Here is a 16,666-nt window from a genome sequence, read left to right as displayed (position 1 = left end):
ATGACGCAACCGACCGTGCACCAGGTGCCCGCGCCCGCTCCCCCGGGCGCGGGCGCCCGGGGCGCCGGCGTCTCCTCCCCGCCCTCGCCGGGGTTGCCGCGCCGCGCCCTGCGCTCCGTGAAGCCCGGCCCGAGCGCGGACGCGGGGGGCGCGGCGCTCTACCGCCGCTGGTGGCTGCCGTGGCTGTGGATGACTCCGGCCATCGTCGGCGCGACCGTGTTCGGGGTCTTCCCGTTCCTCAACACGGTCGTCGTCTCCTTCACCGACGCCAAGCCGCTCGGCGGGGCGTACGACGTCGTCGGCCTGGCCAACTACCGCCGGATGCTGGGTGATCCGGACTTCTGGCTGGCCACCCGCAACAGCCTGCTGTACGCGCTGATCGTCGTCCCGCTGATGGTGCTGCTGCCGCTGCTGCTCGCGATCCTCGTGGAGAAGAACCTGCCGGGCATCGGCTTCTTCCGCTCCGCGTTCTACACGCCCGTCCTCGCCTCCAGCGTGGTCGTGGGCCTGAGCTGGCAGTGGCTGCTGAGCGACCAGGGACTGGTCAACACCTGGCTGCTCAAGGCCCACATCGTCCGCGAGGCCGTCCCGTTCCTGTCGGACTCGTGGCTGATCCTGCTGTCCGCCATGGGCCTGACCCTGTGGAAGGGCCTCGGCTGGTACATGATCTTCTACCTGGCGGCCCTCGGGAACGTGCCCCGGGAACTGCACGAGGCGGCGGCCGTGGACGGAGCGGGTGCCGTGCGCCGGTTCTGGAACGTCACGGTGCCCGGCGTGCGTCAGTCGATGATGCTGGTCGGCACCCTGACCGGCATCGGCTCCCTGCGGGTCTTCACCGAGATCTACATGCTCGGCGGCTCGACCGGCGGCCCCGGCGGCGCCGACCGCACCCTCCCCTTCTACATCCGCGACGTCGGCCTCGACCCGCTCACCGGCAACGCCGGCTACGGCGCGGCCGTCAGCGTCGCCCTGTTCGCCCTGACCCTTGGCCTCACGCTGCTCGCCCAGCGCCTGACGAAGGAGGACGAGGCATGACGACCGCCGTCGAAAAGCGCCGACGCCTGACGCCCCGCTGGCGCGACTACGGCCGCCCCCGCGAACTGGTCCTGCGCTACCTGCTGCTGGTGTTCGTCCTGTTCATCACCGTCGGCCCGCTGCTGTGGCAGCTGCTGTCGTCCCTCAAGGGCGCGGGCGAGGACGTCTTCGGCTCGGGTGCGTCCCTGATACCCCACCACCCCTCGCTGCGGGCGTACCGCGAGGTCTTCGACCAGGTGCCGGTGTGGACGTACATCAGGAACAGCGTGATCGTGGCCCTGCTGTCCATCACCAGCCAGCTCGTCTTCTCCACCATGGCCGGCTACATGCTGTCCAAGCCCGGCTGGAAGGGCCGCAAGCTGGTGTGGATCGTGCTGCTGGCGTCCATGATGTTCCCCTTCGAGTCGATCATGGTGTCGCTGTTCCTGAGCATCCGGGACATGGGCCTGGTCGACAACCTGGCCGGCGTCTGGCTGCCCGGCTTCGTCGCCGCGATCAACGTCCTCATCATGCGGGCCGCGTTCCTCGCCGTGCCGCGCGAGATCGAGGACGCGGCCATGCTGGACGGCGCGGGTGAGTGGAAACGCTTCCGGTACCTGTATCTGCCGTCCGCCTACGGCGCGATCCTGGTCGTCACGATCAACACCTTCATCAGCGCCTGGGACGACTTCCTGTGGCCGCTGATCGTGCTGCGCACCGAGGGCCACTTCACGCTGACGCTGGGTCTGGCGAGGCTGCAGACGTCGTCGTTCGGCTACGACCAGCGGATGGTGATGGCCGGTTCGGTGATCTCCGTGATCCCGGTGCTGGTGCTGTTCGTCATCACCCAGCGGTGGTTCTACAAGGGCGTCTCGTCCGGTGCCGTGAAGCTCTGATCGACCCGGAGCCCGACCGGCACGGCGGTCAGGGCCCGGCGCGCCGACTCCGCGACGCGGATCTCGACGGTGCCGGGCAGGACCGCCGTCTCCAGGTCCGTTCCGACCTGGGCGAGTTGCTCCGGCCCGAGCGTGAAGGCGACGGTGCGGCACTCCCCCGGTGCCAGGTCGACGGCCCTGAAACCCCTCAGTTCGAGCGTGCGCGGCCAGACGGGGGTGACGAGCCTGCGCAGGTACAGCTGGGCGACGGTACGCCCGCGCCGCTGCCCGGTGTTGGTGATGTCGACCTCGACCGTACGCCCCGACAGCCGGGGCGGCCCGTAGGCGAAATGCGTGTAGGACAGTCCGTGGCCGAACCCGAACAGCGGCTCGGCGCTGTCGTCGGCGTAGCCGCCGTACTCGGTGTCCTTGTGGTTGTAGTGGACGGGCAGGTGCGCGGCCGAGCGGGGCACGGAGACCGGCAGCCGGCCCGCCGGCTCGGCCCGGCCGAGCAGCACGTCCGCGATCGCCTCACCGCCCCAGGGGCCCGGGTACCAGGCGGTGAGCAGCGCGGCGGCACGCTCGGCCGCCTCGGGGACGGCGTGCGGGCGGCCCTGGACCAGGACGACGACCGTGGGGGTGCCGGTCGCGGTCACGGCGTCGAGCAGGGCGTGCTGGGCGGCGCCGAGCCGGAGCCCGGCGAGGTCGACGCCCTCGCCGCAGGTCATCTCGGACACGGCGGTGCGCGCGGCCCCGTTGGCGTCGAACTCGGTGTCCGGCGTCCGTGCGCTGCTGCCGCCCAGGACCAGAACGGCCAGGTCGGCCGCGGCGGCCTCGGTGATCGCGGCGGGAACGGCGGACAGGTCTCCGCCGGTCAGGGCGCAGCCCCGGGCGTGACGGGCGTCGACTCCGGCGCGTCGCAGGGCGGCGAGGACGCTGGTGCCGGTGCCGGGGCGTCGGGGCGCGGTGTAGTCGCCCAGTTGGTGGGCGACGGTGTCGGCGTGCGGTCCCAGGACGGCGACGCGGGAGGCGGCCGTCAGGGGCAGTACCCCCTGGTCGTCGCGGAGCAGGGTGACGGCGGCACGGGCGAGTGCAGTGCTCAGTTCGCGCCCGGCGGCGGGGTCCGGGAACGGGCAGGCGGTGCAGGGCTGTTCGAACAGCCCGAGGCGGAACTTGAGCCGCAGCACCCGCGCGACGGCCCGGTCCAGGTCCTCCTCGCTCACCAGCCCTCGCTCGACCGCCTCCTCCAGATGCGTGAAGCCCTCGTCCCACAGGCTCAGGTCGATGCCGGCCCGGAGCGCGAGGGCGCCCGCGGTGATCTTGTCGCCGGTGATGCGGGCCAGCCGGTCCACGGCCAGCCCGTCCGCCATGACGAGCCCCTCGAATCCCCAGCGTTCGCGCAGCAGCCCGGTGAGCAGGGCGCGGTTGCCGGAGCAGGGCATCCCGTCGACCTCGTTGTAGGCGGCCATGACGGCGGCGGCTCCGGCCCGGACGCCGGCGCGGGCGGCGGGGAGATGGATCTCGTGCAGTTCCCGGGGGCCGAGTTCGGACTCGGCGGAGTTGCGGCCGCCGACGGTGGCGCCCTGTCCGGCGAAGTGCTTGAGGACGACGGGCGCCCTGTCGGGGGCGAAGAGCCCGTCCGGTCCCCGGTCCCCCTGCATGCCGTGCACGAGGGCCTCGGTGAGCCGGGCGGCGAGGTAGGGGTCCTCCCCGAAGCACTCCTCGGTCCGGCCCCAGCGCGGGTCGCGGGCGATGTCGAGGGCGGAGACCAGGGCGACATGGCCGCCGCGGGCCCGCAGTTCGGCTGCGGCGTGAGCCGCGGCCCGCTCGTACAGGCCGGGGTCCCAGGTGGCGCCGACGGCCAGGTTGACGGGCAGGACGGTGCCGTCGAGGGCCATGTGGCCGTGCGGTACCTCCTCGACGAACAGGGCGGGTATGCCGAGCCGGCTGCGTTCGACGACATGGCGCTGGACGAGGTGGGCCAGTTCGGCTCCGTCCTCGGCGCCGGAGCCGGTGGTGTGGTCGACGCCGGACCAGGCGTCGGCGCGCAGCAGCCCGTAGAGCGCGCCGAGTCCGGCGAAGCGCTCGGTCTCGGCGTGGAGGGCCTCGGTGAGCTCGAAACCCCCGCCGGGGGTGCGGCGGTAGGCGTCCCAGCCGTACATCCGCTGGTTGAGCTGGCCGGCCTTCTCGCGCAGGGTCATGCGCGAGAGCAGGTCGCCGACGCGGGCCTCGACGGGGGCGCCGGGGTCTCGGTAGAGGAGCGCGGTGGTGGTCATGTGCGGCTCTCGTGGGCGAGGCGGGCGAGGGCGACGGCGCCCCGGCAGCCGTCGGGCACCCAGTCGAGGGTCAGGCCGAGGGCGTGCAGACGGGTTTCGAGGCGGGCGGTGAGGGGGCCGTCGGGCCCGAGCAGTCCGCCGGTGGCGACGATCCGCTCCCCGGGACCGGGCTCCAGGGCCCGTACGGTCTCGGTGAGCCGGTCGGCCGCCTCGTCCAGGACGGCCAGGGCGACGGCGTCCCCGGCGGCCTGGGCCCCCTCGGCGACCAGGGGGGCGAGCCGTGCCAGCCGGATGGGCGGCTCGGCCATCACGGCGGGGAGCAGATGCCGGCGGTAGGCCTCGCGGTCCGGGCGGGACCAGGGCGTCTCGTCGTGGGGCGGGAGTGCGGGCCCGGCACCACCCGGGGAGTCGGCGGCGTCACCGGCCTCGTACGGGGCGTCCTCCCCGAGCGGCCGGACGACGACACCGCCGGCCGGGGCGAGCGACGGCCCGCCGGGCAGCGCCTCCTCCGGCACGCCCAGCTCCCTGCCCACCGCCCGGGCCAGTACCGTCGGCGCGCCCCTGCCGTCGGCCATCCGCAGCGCGGCCCGTACCGCGGCCCTGCCGATCCAGAAGCCACTGCCGTCGTCACCGAGGAGCCAGCCGTCGCCGTCGACGGTGGCGACCCCGCGGCGGCCGGTGATGCGCAGGGCGACCGCGCCCGTGCCGGCCACCAGGGCGAGTCCGTCGGCCGGGGTTCCGGGGGCGGAGGCGAAGGCCGCCTCGATGTCGCTGCCGATGACGGGCGGACCGGCGTCGATGCCCAGCCGGCGCAGGGCGGCGGTGAGGGCGGCCAGGGCGTTGCGACGCCCCGGCTCGTCGGCGGCGGCGCCGGTGGCCCCGGCGAAACCGCCGGCCACGGCCACGACCCTGCCCCGGTCCGGCTCGGGCACGGCCCGCCCGACGGCTTCGGCGAGGTGCTCGGTGAGCTGCGGCACGGGAACGGTCAGGGCGTTGCCCGGCCCGGCGGCGCCCTCGCCGAGCGGACGTCCGTCGGTGGCGTCCGCCAGAACCGCCCGGGTCCGGGTGCCACCCGCGTCGAGACCGATCACCAGGGTGGAGGCGCTCCGGCATTCCTGGTTCAATTCATTACCCATCGCCGACTATGGTGATTGATGCATTCACCCAGGGCAAGACCCGACCCGAGGAGGATCCCATCCCTACGCTCCGCTTCGGCGTCAACTACACGCCCCGCCGCGGCTGGTTCCACGCCTGGCACGACTTCGACCCGGCGCACGCCCGCGAGGACCTGGACCAGATCGCCGCGCTGGGGCTGGACCACGTCCGGGTCTTCCACCTCTGGCCGCTCCTCCAGCCCAACCGCACCTACATCCGCCCCGCGGCCGTGGACCAGCTGGCACACCTGGTGGACCTCGCGGCCGAGGCCGGTCTCGACGTCCTGGTGGACGGCGTGCAGGGCCATCTGTCCAGCTTCGACTTCTATCCGGAGTGGACCCGCAGCTGGCACCACCGCAACGTGTTCACCGACCCGGAGGCGGTCGCCGCCCAGGCCGAGCTGATGCGGACCCTCGGCCGCGCCCTGGCCGGCCGCCCCAACCTCATCGGTCTCCAGCTCGGCAACGAGCTCAACAACCTGGTCGAGCACAACCCCGTGACCGCGGACGAGGTGGACCGTTACCTCGACACGCTGCTGGCCGCGGCGCGCGAGCACCTGCCCCCGGGGCGGCTCGCGACCCACTCCGCCTACGACGCCGCCTGGTACGGCGACGACCATCCCTTCACCCCCGAGGCCTCGGCCCGCAAGGGCGACGTCACCACCGTCCACCCCTGGGTGTTCTCCGGCGACTGCGCCCGCCGCTACGGCCCCCGCTCCCCGCAGGTGCTGCATCTCGCCGAGTACGGCACGGAACTCGCCAAGGCCTACGCCGACGACCCGGCCCGCCCGGTCTGGGTCCAGGAGACGGGCGCCCCGGAGCCGCACATCCCGGCGGCGGACGCCCCGGACTTCGCGCGGGCCACGGTCCGGAACGCGGCCGGATGCGAGGGGCTGTGGGGTGTCACCTGGTGGTGCTCCCACGACGTGGACCGCGCCCTCGCCGACTACCCCGAACTGGAGTACACGCTGGGCCTGTTCGACTCCCGGGGCCGCGCCAAGCCTATCGCGAGCGCCCTGGCCGAGACCGTCGCCGAGGTCCGCGCGGGGCACCACCCGGTCCGGCCCCGCGAGACGGCCCTGGTCCTGGACTGCACGCCGTCCACCCGCTCCGTCTCCGGCCCGGGCGGCGCGTTCTTCGAGGCGTGGATGGACCTGCGGGCAGCGGGCGGCCACCCCGCGGTGGTCCTGGCCGACCGGGCGGACGACCCCGCGTACCTGACGGCGCGCGGTATCAAGGAGGCCGTACGGGTGCAGTGAGGCCGTCCAGGTGCTGGGCGAGGTCCCGGGGCTGTGCGGCCGACCCGGGGCCGTACGGCCGACCCGGTGCCATGTGGCCGACCCGGCGCCATGCGACGTACCGGCGCCATGCGGCCGACCCGGCGCCATACGGCCGACCCGGTGCCATGTGGCCGACCCGGCGCCATGCGACGTACCGGCGCCATGCGGCCGACCCGGTGCCATGCGGCCGACCCGGCGCCATGCGACGTACCGGCGCCGTGCGGCCGACCCGGGGCCATGCGGCCGACCCTGGGCCGTGCGACGTACCGGCGCCATGCGGCCGACCCGGTGCCATGCGACGTACCGGCGCCATGCGGCCGACCCGGGGCCATGCGGCCGACCCGGGGCCATGCGAACGTACCGGTGCCGCGCGACGTACCGGTGCCATGCCGCCGCCCCGGTGCCGCGCGACGTACCGGTGCCGCGCCGTGACTCGCACGGGCGCCGTGAAGCAGTAAGTGCGAGTGCCGTGAGCCGGTAGGGCGAGTGCCGTGAGGCGGCAGTAGGGCCCGTGAGCGCTCAGCCGCCCGCCAGTACCTCGGCGACGGCCCGCAGGTTCACCCGGCCCCGCCCGTAGGAGCAGAGCGCGCCGCCCTCCGGCAGCCCGGTGTCGACCGCCGTGGCATCGGGCCGCCGGGCCAGCAGGGCGGCACGCAGCCGCTGCTGCCAGGGGTGCAGTCCGGCATCGCAGGTGGCGACGACCAGAGGCGCGTCGCCGCAGGCGCGCAGGATCTCCTCCGAGGCGGCGGCCGGGTCCGCCGGCTCTCCGGGGACCGCGGTGCCCGTCGCCGTGGGGTCGACGGCGCGCACCTGCGTCAGCAGGTCCTCGCCACCCCAGTTGAGCGCGGGGTGCGGTGGCGGGAACAGGTCGGCCACGTGGGCGCCCCGTACGGCCGGCGGCACGGGCCGGGAACGGACGGCCCGGCGGGCGGCCTCCAGACCGGCCTCCGCGTCCCAGCCACCGGCCGGCCCGGCCGGTGCGGCGTACCGTTCGGCGAGCCGCCGCACCCGCCCGGCGGCTTCGCGCACCCGCTCCTCGGCCAGCACTCCGGAGGCCAGCGCGCCGAGCACCGCGTCCCGGCAGTCCAGGGTGACCTCGAGCTCCGGCACGGCCACGACGACCTGGTCGGCACCGGCCGCGAGGGCGATCCGCGCCCCGGCGGCCTCGCCGTAGCGGTCGGAGATCGCCTTCATCTCCAGCGCGTCGCTGACCAGGACCCCGTCGAAGTCCAGCTCGTGGCGGAGCAGATCGCCCAGGATGCGGCGGCTCAGCGTGGCGGGCCGCTCCGGGTCCAGTTCCGGGAAGACGACGTGGGCGCTCATGATCATCGGCACGCCCGCGGCGACGGCCGCGCGGAACGGTTCGAGATCGGCCCGCAGTTCCTCGCGCGAGCGCGGGTCGACGGCGATGCCGTGGTGGCTGTCGGTCTCGGTGCCGCCGTGGCCGGGGAAGTGCTTGGCACAGGAGGCGACGCCGCGCCGCTCGGTGGCGGTGATCCAGGCCCGCAGATGCCGGGCGGCGAGCGCGGGCTCGGCGCCGAAGGCCCGGGTGCGCACGATCGGGTTGCGGGGGTGGTGCTGGAGGTCGGCGACCGGGGCGTAGGAGACGGTGATGCCGAGGGTGGCCAGATGCCCGGCGAGCGCGTCGGCGCAGCGGGCGGTGAGGGCCGGGTCGTCGACGACGCCGAGGGCGTAGGAGCCGGGGACGTCCGGCGCGCCCGCACTGACCAGGTGGCCGATGCCGCCGCCCTCGTTGTCGATGCCCACCAGCAGGTCGGGCCGCAGGGACCGCAGCGCGTCGGTGAGCCCGCGGACCTGCTCCGCGTCGCGGACGTTGCGCGTGAAGAGGATGACCCCGCCGAGGCCCCGGTCGATGAGCCGCTTGAGGGGGTCGGGCACGGTCGTGGTGCCGGCGAAACCGGCGACGAGGCAGTGGTGGGCGGCCTCGTCGAGGCCGTGGGGCAGGTGCGCGGAGTGGGTCACCCCGGGAATACTCTGGCTCGATCAACCAAATGTCAACATCTTGATGGATCGTCCATTCAGAGGCCGGGAGCTCCCCGCACCGACGAGCCGGCCGGCGCGTGCGACGACTCGGCGCCACCCAGGAGCGGAAACGTTCCTGAACTTCGTTCGTCACCCACTCGCACCCCACCGGCAGCGGTTAATCTCATAGGTCACCGAAGGTTAACGGGGGGTAGCCCATGGTGAAGGACCATCGCACGCCGCCGGACTGTTCCGGGGGCCACGACGGCATGCCGGAGAGCGACGCCGGGCGCCACCTTCAGAACCAGCTCGAGATCCTCATCCAGGACTTCCGCAGGAGCACCGAACCGCCCATGCCGGTGTTCGTCGTGCACGCCCAGGAGGGCCGGGACGACGACGCGGTGGCCGGGCTGGTCCGGCAACTGCACGCGGGCCAGGAGGCGCACGGCACGCGCTGCGCGGTGACGCAGGACACCTACGAGGGCACCACCGAGGTGCGCCGGGCCGCGGCCCTGGTACGGGCGTTGAGCGACCCGCGGAAGTGGGGCGGCCCGAAGGCTCTCTACCGTCGCTACGCGTTCCCGCGACTGCGGCTGGTGCACGCCATCGACGACGCGGTCTCGGCGCTCGGTGACAGCTGGCCGTCGCCCGCCCCGGGCAGCCCCGAGGCCGGGCAGGACCAGCACCGGCGGCTGCTGGACGAGCTGGCGCAGCAGCGCTGGCGGCCGAAGAACGCCGCGCGCTGGCGCTCGGGCCTGCCGCTGTTCGACATGGCGCACATCCTCCCGGCGAGCCTCGTGACCGTACTCGCCGCCCTGCTGGCCCGCAGCGAGTGGTACGTCGCGGTCGGCGCCGGTCTCGTCTTCCTGCTGCTGCTGACCGTCCTCAACTACGTCCTGCCGGGCCGGGCCCCGATCTTCCTGTGGCTGCGCCGGGAGAGCCGCTGGTTCCTGACGACGACCTTCCTGAGGGCGGCGGACCAGGAGGAGTCCACCGAGGTGTCGTTGCTGCGGCCGGTGCGCTCCTGGAAGGCGATCGCGGCCCGCGCCTACGACGTGGCCGAGGCGCTCAGGGCGGGCGGCGACTTCCACCTCCAGCTCTGCGTGCTGGCGCTGCGCGAGGACCTGCGGGACAACCACCGGCGCTGGAGCTGGGACCTGCGCGGCTTCAAACGGCCGCGGCCGCCGATGCTGTTCCTGCCGCACGCCGACGACCGCAACGGCGGCATCGAGCTGATCCGGGCCATCAGCGACGTCCGCAGCCGGCGCAGCGAGCTCGACCCGCTGCTCGTGGTGGCCGCGGTGCGCCACGACGACGGGCCGCGCCTGGAGCGCAGCGTCGCCCAGGTACCGCCCGCCCCGGACGCGGCACCACCGACGTTCGGGGTCCGGCTGCGCACCTGGTACCAGGAGTGGGGCCGCAACCTGCGCGCCGAGCAGTCACCCAGCCGGGAGCGGTCCGTCCTGCCGTGGGTGATGAAGATCCCGCTGCCCCACGACCAGCTGGGCCCTCTTGAGGAGGGCCGCCACCACCTGCGGGCCTCCTCCCGGCCGACGCCCGCCCGGCTGGTGTGGGCCCTGCACACCCTGGTGCTGGTCGTCGCCCTGCTCACCGCGGCCACCGTCATGCGGGCCGGTGCCCTGCACGACCGGTACTGCTCGGCGTCCGTGCTGACCGCCAACCGGGACACCCGGCGCGAGGCGGCGCCCGACGGCGCCACGGAGTGCATCGGCATCGCGACGCACGACGTCCGCTTCGCCGACTGGCTGCCCGCCCCCGAGCCCGGCGACGACGTCAAGGCCCTCGACGCCGACGACGAGAGGCCCTGGACGGTGGCCGATCTGGAGGACCGCATCGCCCGGCAGAACGCGGACGTCCTCGCCCACCACGCCGGCAAGTACGTCACCGTCGTCTACGCGGGGCCCCTCAGCGCCGACGCCTCGGCCGGCTCCTCCCTGGTGAAGGGCGCCGAGGAACTGGCGGGCGTGTATCTGGCACAGGCCGTCATCAACGAGAACTCCAGTGTGAAGCTGCGCGTCCTGATCGCCAACGGCGGCGTCGACCTGGGCCACCAGGAGGAGATGGCCGAGGCGATCGCCGCGTACGCCGCCCACGACCCGACCGTGGTGGGAGTCGTCGGCACCGGCCGCGACCTGAAGTCCAGCCGGGCGACGACCCGCACCCTGATGCGGGCCGGACTGCCGGTCGTCTCCGGCACGAACTCCGCGACCTATCTGCCGCGCGAGTTCGCCAACTGGTTCAGCCTGGCCGCCACCGACGAGTGGCAGACCCGGCAACTCGGGCTGATCGCCGCCCAGTTGCGCACACCCGGCCGTCGGCAGTACGCCCTCGTCCTGGCCCGTGACACGGCGAAGACCGACGACCTCTACACCGACGAGCAGGCGCGCTACGGCCAGGAGATGCTGCGGCGGCAGGGCTTCACCCCGCTCGATCAGCGCCGCTACACCCTCAGCGGCGGCAAGCCCGAACTCCGCTCCCACGCCCAGGAGATCTGCCGGGGCGGCCGCGTCCCGTCCGTCGTCTACTTCGCGGGCCGGGTGGAGGACATCGACCCCCTGATGACCCAGCTGGGCACCGAGCCGGGCTGCGCCGGCAAACCCCTGGCCATCCTCACCGGCGACGACCTGTCCAAGGCCGACTTCGCCGGCGGCGGCCAGTCCGTCGCGCCGAAGGTCACGCTGTACCACGCGGCCCTCGCGGAGCTCGAGACGGCCGCCAAGAGAACGGCCTTCTACCTGGACGCCGCCAAGCACCTGCCCGGCCTGCAGGGCCACCGCCTGGGCTACGACAGCCCCGCCCTGGCCAGCGGCCAGACCGCCCTCGCCCATGACGCGACCCGCGCCCTGTTCTGGGCGGCCACCCGCGACGACCGGCCGCAGAGCCGCGCCTCGACCTGGGTGAACCTGCGCAGCGTCAGGATCGAGGGCATGGCCACCGGCACCATCGACTTCACCGGCGCCCCGCTGTACGGCGACCGCGCCGGCCACAGCATCGTCCTCAAGAGGGTCCGCCGCGCCACCGACGGCACCTCCGACACCCACGTGCTGTGCAGTCGCCCCGCGGGCGACACGAAGCGCCTCACTCAGGAGGAGTGCCGGATCCGCTGAGCGCCGCCTCAGTCCTCCTCGGGAGCCAGCCGCAGCGCGATCGAGTTGATGCAGTACCGCTGGTCGGTGGGCGTGGGATACCCCTCGCCCCCGAAGACGTGCCCGAGGTGCGAGCCGCAGCGCGCGCAGCGCACCTCGGTGCGCACCATGCCGTGCGAGCGGTCCTCGATCAGCTCCACCGCGTCGGTGTCCTTCGGGTCGAAGAAGGACGGCCAGCCGCAGTGCGACTCGAATTTGGTGTCCGAGGTGAACAGATCCGCTCCGCAGGCGCGGCAGGAGTAGACGCCCCGGGTCTTGGTGTCGGTGTACTCACCGGTGAAGGCGGGCTCCGTGGCCGCCTGGCGCAGCACCGCGTACTCGCCCGGGCTCAGCTCCGCGCGCCACTGCTCGTCCGGCTTGTCGACGTCGTACGGCATGAGCCTCCAGCCCCTCAGTTCGACAGATGGTCCAGGATGTGCGGGCCGAGGTCGGTGACGTCGCCCGCTCCCATGGTGAGAACGAGATCACCGGGCTTCGCCATTCCCGCGACGACCGACTGGACGTCGGCCTTGTCGTGCAGCGGCGTCACGTCGGCGCCCGCGGCCCGGGCCGCCTCGACGATCAGCTCGCTCGTGATGCCCGGAATCGGGTCCTCGCGCGCCGGGTAGATGTCCAGCACCACGGAGGCGTCCGCGAGGGCGAGGGACTGTCCCATCTCCTTGCCGAGCTCCTGAGTCCGCGAGAAGAGGTGGGGCTGGAAGACGACCAGGATCCGGGCGTCGCCGGCCGCCGCGCGCATGGCCTCCAGGTCGGCGGTCATCTCGGTGGGGTGGTGGGCGTAGGAGTCGATGACCTGGACGCCCGCGGCCTCGCCCTTCAGCTGGAGCCGCCGCTTCACGCCCGTGTAGGCGGCGATCGCCGGGGCCAGCTCGGCGGCCGGGATTCCGAGGGCCGCGCCGGCCGCGAGCGCGGCGACGGCGTTGTGCGCGTAGTGGCGGCCGGGGACGGAGACCGTGAAGGTCAGCTCCTCGCCCTCCAGCACCACGGTGACCTCGCTCTTCAGCCCCTGCGGCACGACCGACAGGATGCGCACGCCGGCGTCCTCGGACTCGCCGTAGGTCACCACGCGCACACCGCGTCCGGCGACCCGGCGCGTCAGCTCCCGCGCGCCCTCGTGGTCGGCGGCGATCACCAGCGTGCCGCCCTCGGTGATCCGGTCCACGAACGTCTCGAACGACTCGTAGATCTCGTCCATCGACGCGTAGTTGGCGTGGTGGTCGAGTTCGACGTTGAGGACGATCGCGACCTCGGGCGCGTACTTGTGGAAGCTGCGGTCCGATTCGTCGGCCTCGGCGACGAAGATCTCGCCCTCGCCGTGCAGCGCGTTGGAGCCGGGCGCGTCCAGGTCGCCGCCGATCGCGTACGAGGGTTTCAGGCCCAGTTCGCTCAGCGAGACGGCCAGCATCGACGTCGTGGTCGTCTTGCCGTGCGTACCGGCGACGGCGATCGGCCGCAGCCCGTCCATCAGCGCCGCGAGCGCGTCGGACCGGTGCACGACGGGGACGCCGAGCTCGGCCGCGCGGGCCAGCTCGGGGTTGTCCTGCCGGATCGCCGAGGACACGACCACACAGCTGGCGTCGTCGGCGAGATGCTCCGCGGCGTGGCCGATGTGCACCGTCGCGCCCAGCGCCCGCAGCGCCTCGGCCGTCGCCGACTCCTTGGCGTCACTGCCGGCGACCGCGGCCCCGCGCTGCGCGAGGATCTTCGCGATCCCCGACATCCCGGCCCCACCGATACCGATGAAGTGCGGTCGGTCCATGGCGGGAGGAAGGCCGGCTGCCATGCGTGTCTCCAAGTTCGGGGGGCGAGGGTGAGCAGCCCCAGCCTATTTCAGGAGTGGGCAGGACCGGGCCAACCCCTCAGGGGCGCGGGGAACTGCGCGACCAGCCCCACACCACCCGCACCCGACTGACGTCAGAAAGCACCCCTACGCCTTGCTGTGCGAGAACAGCTTCAGCACCGGAACCCCCACCTTGTGCCGGGCCCGTGACGCCCAGTCCCGGTGGAAGAACTCCTCCACGTAGTGGGGGTCGGTCAGCACGATGACCTCGTCCGCCCCGACCTCCTCCACCAGGGACTTCAGCGCGTCCAGCGGGTGATCCTCGATCAGCCGCCCCTGGGCCGGGCTGCCCGAGGCGCGCAGCGCGGCGAGTGACACCTCCAGCGCCCGCTGCCCCACGCTGAGCGCCTCCTCGCCCTCCGGTGTCTCCCCCTCGCGGACGGCCTCGTCCAGTTCGCCGAGCGCCACGTCGTCGATGGCCCGCAGCAGGCGGTCCGCCTGCTCGCCACGCGGCTGCAACAGCACCTCGAAGGAGACCTGCTCCTCCCCGTGCAAGGTGGTGACGAACTCCACGTCGGCCGACGTCAGCGCCTTCTCGATCATCAATACGCTGGTGAACACCAGGCGCTCCTTCTGCTCCGGGGGCCCTCGGCCCCACTTCTCCGCGGGCCGGCCGTGCCGGGCCCTGCGGAAACCGTCCTGCACCGTCTGCGCATCGGTACTGCCGGATCCAGTGTGCCCTCCTAAAACCAAACAGAACGGCATATTCCGCCGATGAACGGACCGACGGCGGGTCCACCCCGCTGCCTCGGCGTTCCGGCCGACCGGATTTCCCGACCGCCCTTGTACCCCGGGCCCGGCGTTTCAGTACGCGGCTCGGGCCCGCCCGTACCGCGTGAACAGGAAGCCGTCCTCCTCCAGCATCGACACCAGCCCGAAGCGGTGCGGGACGGTGACCGCCGGCCCTCCGGCGATGCGCTGCGCCTCGCCCGCCGTGAGCATCGGGGAGACGGTCAGGCACAGCTCGTCGAGCACGTCGGCCGCGACCATCTGGCCGAGCAGGCGCGGGCCGCCCTCGGTGAGCAGCCGGGTGTGGCCGAGGTCGGCGAGGGCCCGGACGGCGAGGGCGGGGTCCACGCCGATGCCGTCCCCGGCGGTCACCACCCGGGCGCCCGCCTTCTCGGCTGCGGCGACGCGGTCCGGGGCGGCCGCGGCGCCCGTGAGGATCAGGGTGGGGACCAGGGGCGAGGTGAACAGCGGGAGCGAGAAGTCCAGGTCGAGACTGGCGGTGACCACCGCGATCGCGGGTGCGGGACGCTGCCCGGCCGCCTCCCGCATCGCCGCGAAGTCCTCTCGCGCGCGTGCGGGCCGGTAGCCCTCCTGCCGTACCGTCTCCGCGCCGACGACCACGACGTCGGCCAGGGCCCGCAGTGTGCCGAAGATCCGCATGTCGGTGGCGCTGGAGATGGGCTGCGAGCGGCCGTCGTGCTGGGCGGCGCCGTCCAGCGTGGACACCATGTTGGCGCGCAGCCACGGAACCGGCCCCCGGGGCCCAGGCTCGGGATAGGCGTACGCGGCGGCCAGCTCCTGAAGGCTCCACTGCCGTCCGGCGTCCTCGCCGGCCGCGCCGCCCGGCGCCGGAGCTGCTGTTTCATCGGTCACAGGGAACAGACGTCGCATGCCGTGCAGTGTTCCACGCGCCTGCGAGCCTGTCCGGCGAGCCAAGCCGTGGTCGCGGGGCCTGGCACGCCCATCTGCGGCGTTGTCGTCAGTTGCCGATGCTCCGCATCGGCGCCCTCCTCCGCCTTGCAGCTGGACGCACCAGACCCCGCTCTCGGGCGTTACCAGGTCAACGCCGGATCCGGCACGGCTTGGCCCGCCGGACAGGCTCTAGCATGGTGAACCGTGTCTTCTCCCCTGGCCCCCTCCGGAAGCGGCCCCATAGCCGATCCGGCCCCGCTGTCCCTGTGCGCCCGTGAGCCGCACGTACCCGCGGACCGGCTCGTCGCCGAGATGGTGCCGCCACCGCGGTTCGACTCCGTCCGCTTCAGCACGTACATCCCCGATCCGAACCAGCCCAGCCAGACGGAGGCGGTCCGGGTCCTGGAGGGCTTCGCGGCGGGCCTCGACGCGGGTGGGTCCCCGGGATCCGGCAAGCGGCGGCTGTTCGGCTTCGGCAGGGCGCCGAAGAAGGCCCCCGCCGGCCCGCGCGGCGTCTACCTCGACGGCGGGTACGGCGTCGGCAAGACGCACCTGCTGGCGTCCCTGTGGCACGCCACTCCGGCCGAGCCCGAGCTCAAGGCGTTCGGCACGTTCGTGGAGCTGACCAACCTGGTCGGTGCCCTCGGGTTCCAGCAGACCGTCCGGACGCTGTCCGGGCACCGCCTGCTGTGCATCGACGAGTTCGAGCTCGACGACCCGGGCGACACCGTCCTGGTCTCCACCCTGCTCGGCAAGCTCGTCGACGCGGGTGTGGCGCTCGCCGCCACGTCCAACACTCTGCCCGGCAAGCTCGGTGAGGGCCGGTTCGCCGCGGCCGACTTCCTGCGCGAGATCCAGGGCCTGTCGGCCCACTTCCGCGCCCTGCGCATCGACGGCGAGGACTACCGCCACCGTGGTCTGCCCGAGGCGCCGCCGCCGTACTCCGACGAGCAGGTGACCGACGCGGCGCACGCCACCGAGGGCGCCTCCCTCGACGCGTTCTCGCCCCTCCTGGACCATCTGGCCCGGGTCCACCCCAGCCGGTACGGCGCGCTGACCGACGGGATCAAGGCCGTGTGCCTCACCGGGGTGCACCCGGTTCCCGACCAGTCGACGGCTCTCAGGCTGGTCGTTCTCGCGGATCGGCTCTACGACCGCGAGGTGCCGGTGCTCGCCTCTGGTCTGCCCTTCGACCGGTTGTTCAGCGACGAGATGCTGAACGGCGGCTACCGCAAGAAGTACTTCCGGGCCATCTCCCGGCTCACCGCTCTCGCCCGCGACGCGGGTTCGCTGACGGACCCCCGGTAACCACAGCTCCCGTACCGCGTCGACCGCCCTGCGGGAAGGGGCTGTTCAAGCCATCCCATCTGCGGTTTTCAGGCTCTCTTCAGCTTGAAACGTTAAGTTAACCCTGCAAACGACTTTGCAGGGTTAAC

At 73.3% G+C, this 16,666-nt stretch carries 12 protein-coding genes; 5 read left to right on the top strand and 7 right to left on the bottom strand.

Annotation, left to right across the window (positions count from 1 at the left end; translation table 11 throughout):
- Window positions 1-1,035 carry a carbohydrate ABC transporter permease gene (locus ACFCXS_RS28630; RefSeq protein WP_376646217.1) on the top strand — a complete coding sequence of 345 codons (1,035 nt, stop codon included), beginning with the start codon at window positions 1-3 and terminating at the stop codon, window positions 1,033-1,035.
- A complete protein-coding gene (locus ACFCXS_RS28625; protein WP_376646216.1) occupies window positions 1,032-1,910 on the top strand; it encodes a carbohydrate ABC transporter permease in 879 nt (292 codons plus the stop codon). Before ACFCXS_RS28630 ends, ACFCXS_RS28625 begins: the two co-directional genes overlap by 4 nt.
- Here the strand turns inward: ACFCXS_RS28625 and ACFCXS_RS28620 are convergent.
- Window positions 1,874-4,165 carry a glycoside hydrolase family 3 N-terminal domain-containing protein gene (locus tag ACFCXS_RS28620; protein WP_376646215.1) on the bottom strand — a complete coding sequence of 764 codons (2,292 nt, stop codon included), beginning with the start codon at window positions 4,163-4,165 and terminating at the stop codon, window positions 1,874-1,876. The genes ACFCXS_RS28625 and ACFCXS_RS28620 overlap by 37 nt on opposite strands.
- A complete protein-coding gene (locus ACFCXS_RS28615) occupies window positions 4,162-5,301 on the bottom strand; it encodes an N-acetylglucosamine kinase (RefSeq protein ID WP_376646214.1) in 1,140 nt (379 codons plus the stop codon). The genes ACFCXS_RS28620 and ACFCXS_RS28615 overlap by 4 nt, the downstream gene beginning before the upstream one ends.
- Window positions 5,302-5,309: 8 nt before the next feature.
- On the opposite strand from ACFCXS_RS28615, the gene ACFCXS_RS28610 reads away from it, so the two are divergent.
- On the top strand, window positions 5,310-6,578 hold the full coding sequence (locus tag ACFCXS_RS28610) for a glycosyl hydrolase (protein ID WP_376646213.1): 1,269 nt from the start codon (window positions 5,310-5,312) through the stop codon (window positions 6,576-6,578).
- A gap of 540 nt (window positions 6,579-7,118) precedes the next feature.
- Here the strand turns inward: ACFCXS_RS28610 and ACFCXS_RS28605 are convergent.
- A complete protein-coding gene (locus tag ACFCXS_RS28605; protein ID WP_376646212.1) occupies window positions 7,119-8,582 on the bottom strand; it encodes a glycoside hydrolase family 3 N-terminal domain-containing protein in 1,464 nt (487 codons plus the stop codon).
- 218 nt (window positions 8,583-8,800) lie between these two features.
- Between ACFCXS_RS28605 and ACFCXS_RS28600 the strand changes: the two genes are divergently transcribed.
- Window positions 8,801-11,710 (top strand): ABC transporter substrate-binding protein, encoded by a 2,910-nt coding sequence (locus ACFCXS_RS28600; protein ID WP_376646211.1) that lies wholly within the window; start codon window positions 8,801-8,803, stop codon window positions 11,708-11,710.
- An 8-nt stretch (window positions 11,711-11,718) separates the two neighbouring features.
- Here ACFCXS_RS28600 and msrB read toward each other — a convergent pair whose 3' ends face one another.
- The 4 genes from msrB to ACFCXS_RS28580 form a co-directional block, all read right to left on the bottom strand.
- Entirely contained in the window at window positions 11,719-12,126 is a 408-nt protein-coding gene (gene msrB / locus ACFCXS_RS28595) for a peptide-methionine (R)-S-oxide reductase MsrB (RefSeq protein WP_376646210.1), read from the bottom strand.
- Between the two features lie 14 nt (window positions 12,127-12,140).
- Window positions 12,141-13,532: a UDP-N-acetylmuramate--L-alanine ligase gene (gene murC / locus ACFCXS_RS28590; RefSeq protein WP_376646209.1), complete on the bottom strand. Its 1,392-nt coding sequence runs from the start codon at window positions 13,530-13,532 to the stop codon at window positions 12,141-12,143.
- Window positions 13,533-13,676: 144 nt separating this feature from the next.
- Complete coding sequence (locus ACFCXS_RS28585; RefSeq protein ID WP_351625800.1) at window positions 13,677-14,150, bottom strand: indole-3-glycerol phosphate synthase; 474 nt, start codon at window positions 14,148-14,150, stop codon at window positions 13,677-13,679.
- 243 nt (window positions 14,151-14,393) lie between these two features.
- Complete coding sequence (locus ACFCXS_RS28580) at window positions 14,394-15,209, bottom strand: pyrimidine reductase family protein (protein WP_376646208.1); 816 nt, start codon at window positions 15,207-15,209, stop codon at window positions 14,394-14,396.
- 225 nt (window positions 15,210-15,434) lie between these two features.
- On the opposite strand from ACFCXS_RS28580, the gene zapE reads away from it, so the two are divergent.
- Window positions 15,435-16,538 (top strand): cell division protein ZapE, encoded by a 1,104-nt coding sequence (zapE, locus tag ACFCXS_RS28575; RefSeq protein ID WP_376646207.1) that lies wholly within the window; start codon window positions 15,435-15,437, stop codon window positions 16,536-16,538.
- Window positions 16,539-16,666: the final 128 nt, after the last annotated feature.

The sequence above is a fragment of the Streptomyces sp. NPDC056373 genome (genome assembly GCF_042262425.1).
GTDB lineage: Bacteria > Actinomycetota > Actinomycetes > Streptomycetales > Streptomycetaceae > Streptomyces.
The sequence above is the reverse complement of the archived record's forward strand: the minus strand, read 5'-3'. Positions and strand labels throughout refer to the sequence as shown.

What these genes read in the sequence shown, in the direction of transcription:
- ACFCXS_RS28630 (WP_376646217.1), top strand. Translation starts at nt 1, where the DNA reads ATGACGCAACCGACCGTGCACCAGGTGCCCGCGCCCGCTCCCCCGGGC.
- ACFCXS_RS28625 (WP_376646216.1), top strand. Translation starts at nt 1,032, where the DNA reads ATGACGACCGCCGTCGAAAAGCGCCGACGCCTGACGCCCCGCTGGCGC.
- ACFCXS_RS28620 (WP_376646215.1), bottom strand. Translation starts at nt 4,165, where the DNA reads ATGACCACCACCGCGCTCCTCTACCGAGACCCCGGCGCCCCCGTCGAG.
- ACFCXS_RS28615 (WP_376646214.1), bottom strand. Translation starts at nt 5,301, where the DNA reads ATGGGTAATGAATTGAACCAGGAATGCCGGAGCGCCTCCACCCTGGTG.
- ACFCXS_RS28610 (WP_376646213.1), top strand. Translation starts at nt 5,310, where the DNA reads ATGGTGATTGATGCATTCACCCAGGGCAAGACCCGACCCGAGGAGGAT.
- ACFCXS_RS28600 (WP_376646211.1), top strand. Translation starts at nt 8,801, where the DNA reads ATGGTGAAGGACCATCGCACGCCGCCGGACTGTTCCGGGGGCCACGAC.
- msrB (WP_376646210.1), bottom strand. Translation starts at nt 12,126, where the DNA reads ATGCCGTACGACGTCGACAAGCCGGACGAGCAGTGGCGCGCGGAGCTG.
- murC (WP_376646209.1), bottom strand. Translation starts at nt 13,532, where the DNA reads ATGGCAGCCGGCCTTCCTCCCGCCATGGACCGACCGCACTTCATCGGT.
- ACFCXS_RS28580 (WP_376646208.1), bottom strand. Translation starts at nt 15,209, where the DNA reads ATGCGACGTCTGTTCCCTGTGACCGATGAAACAGCAGCTCCGGCGCCG.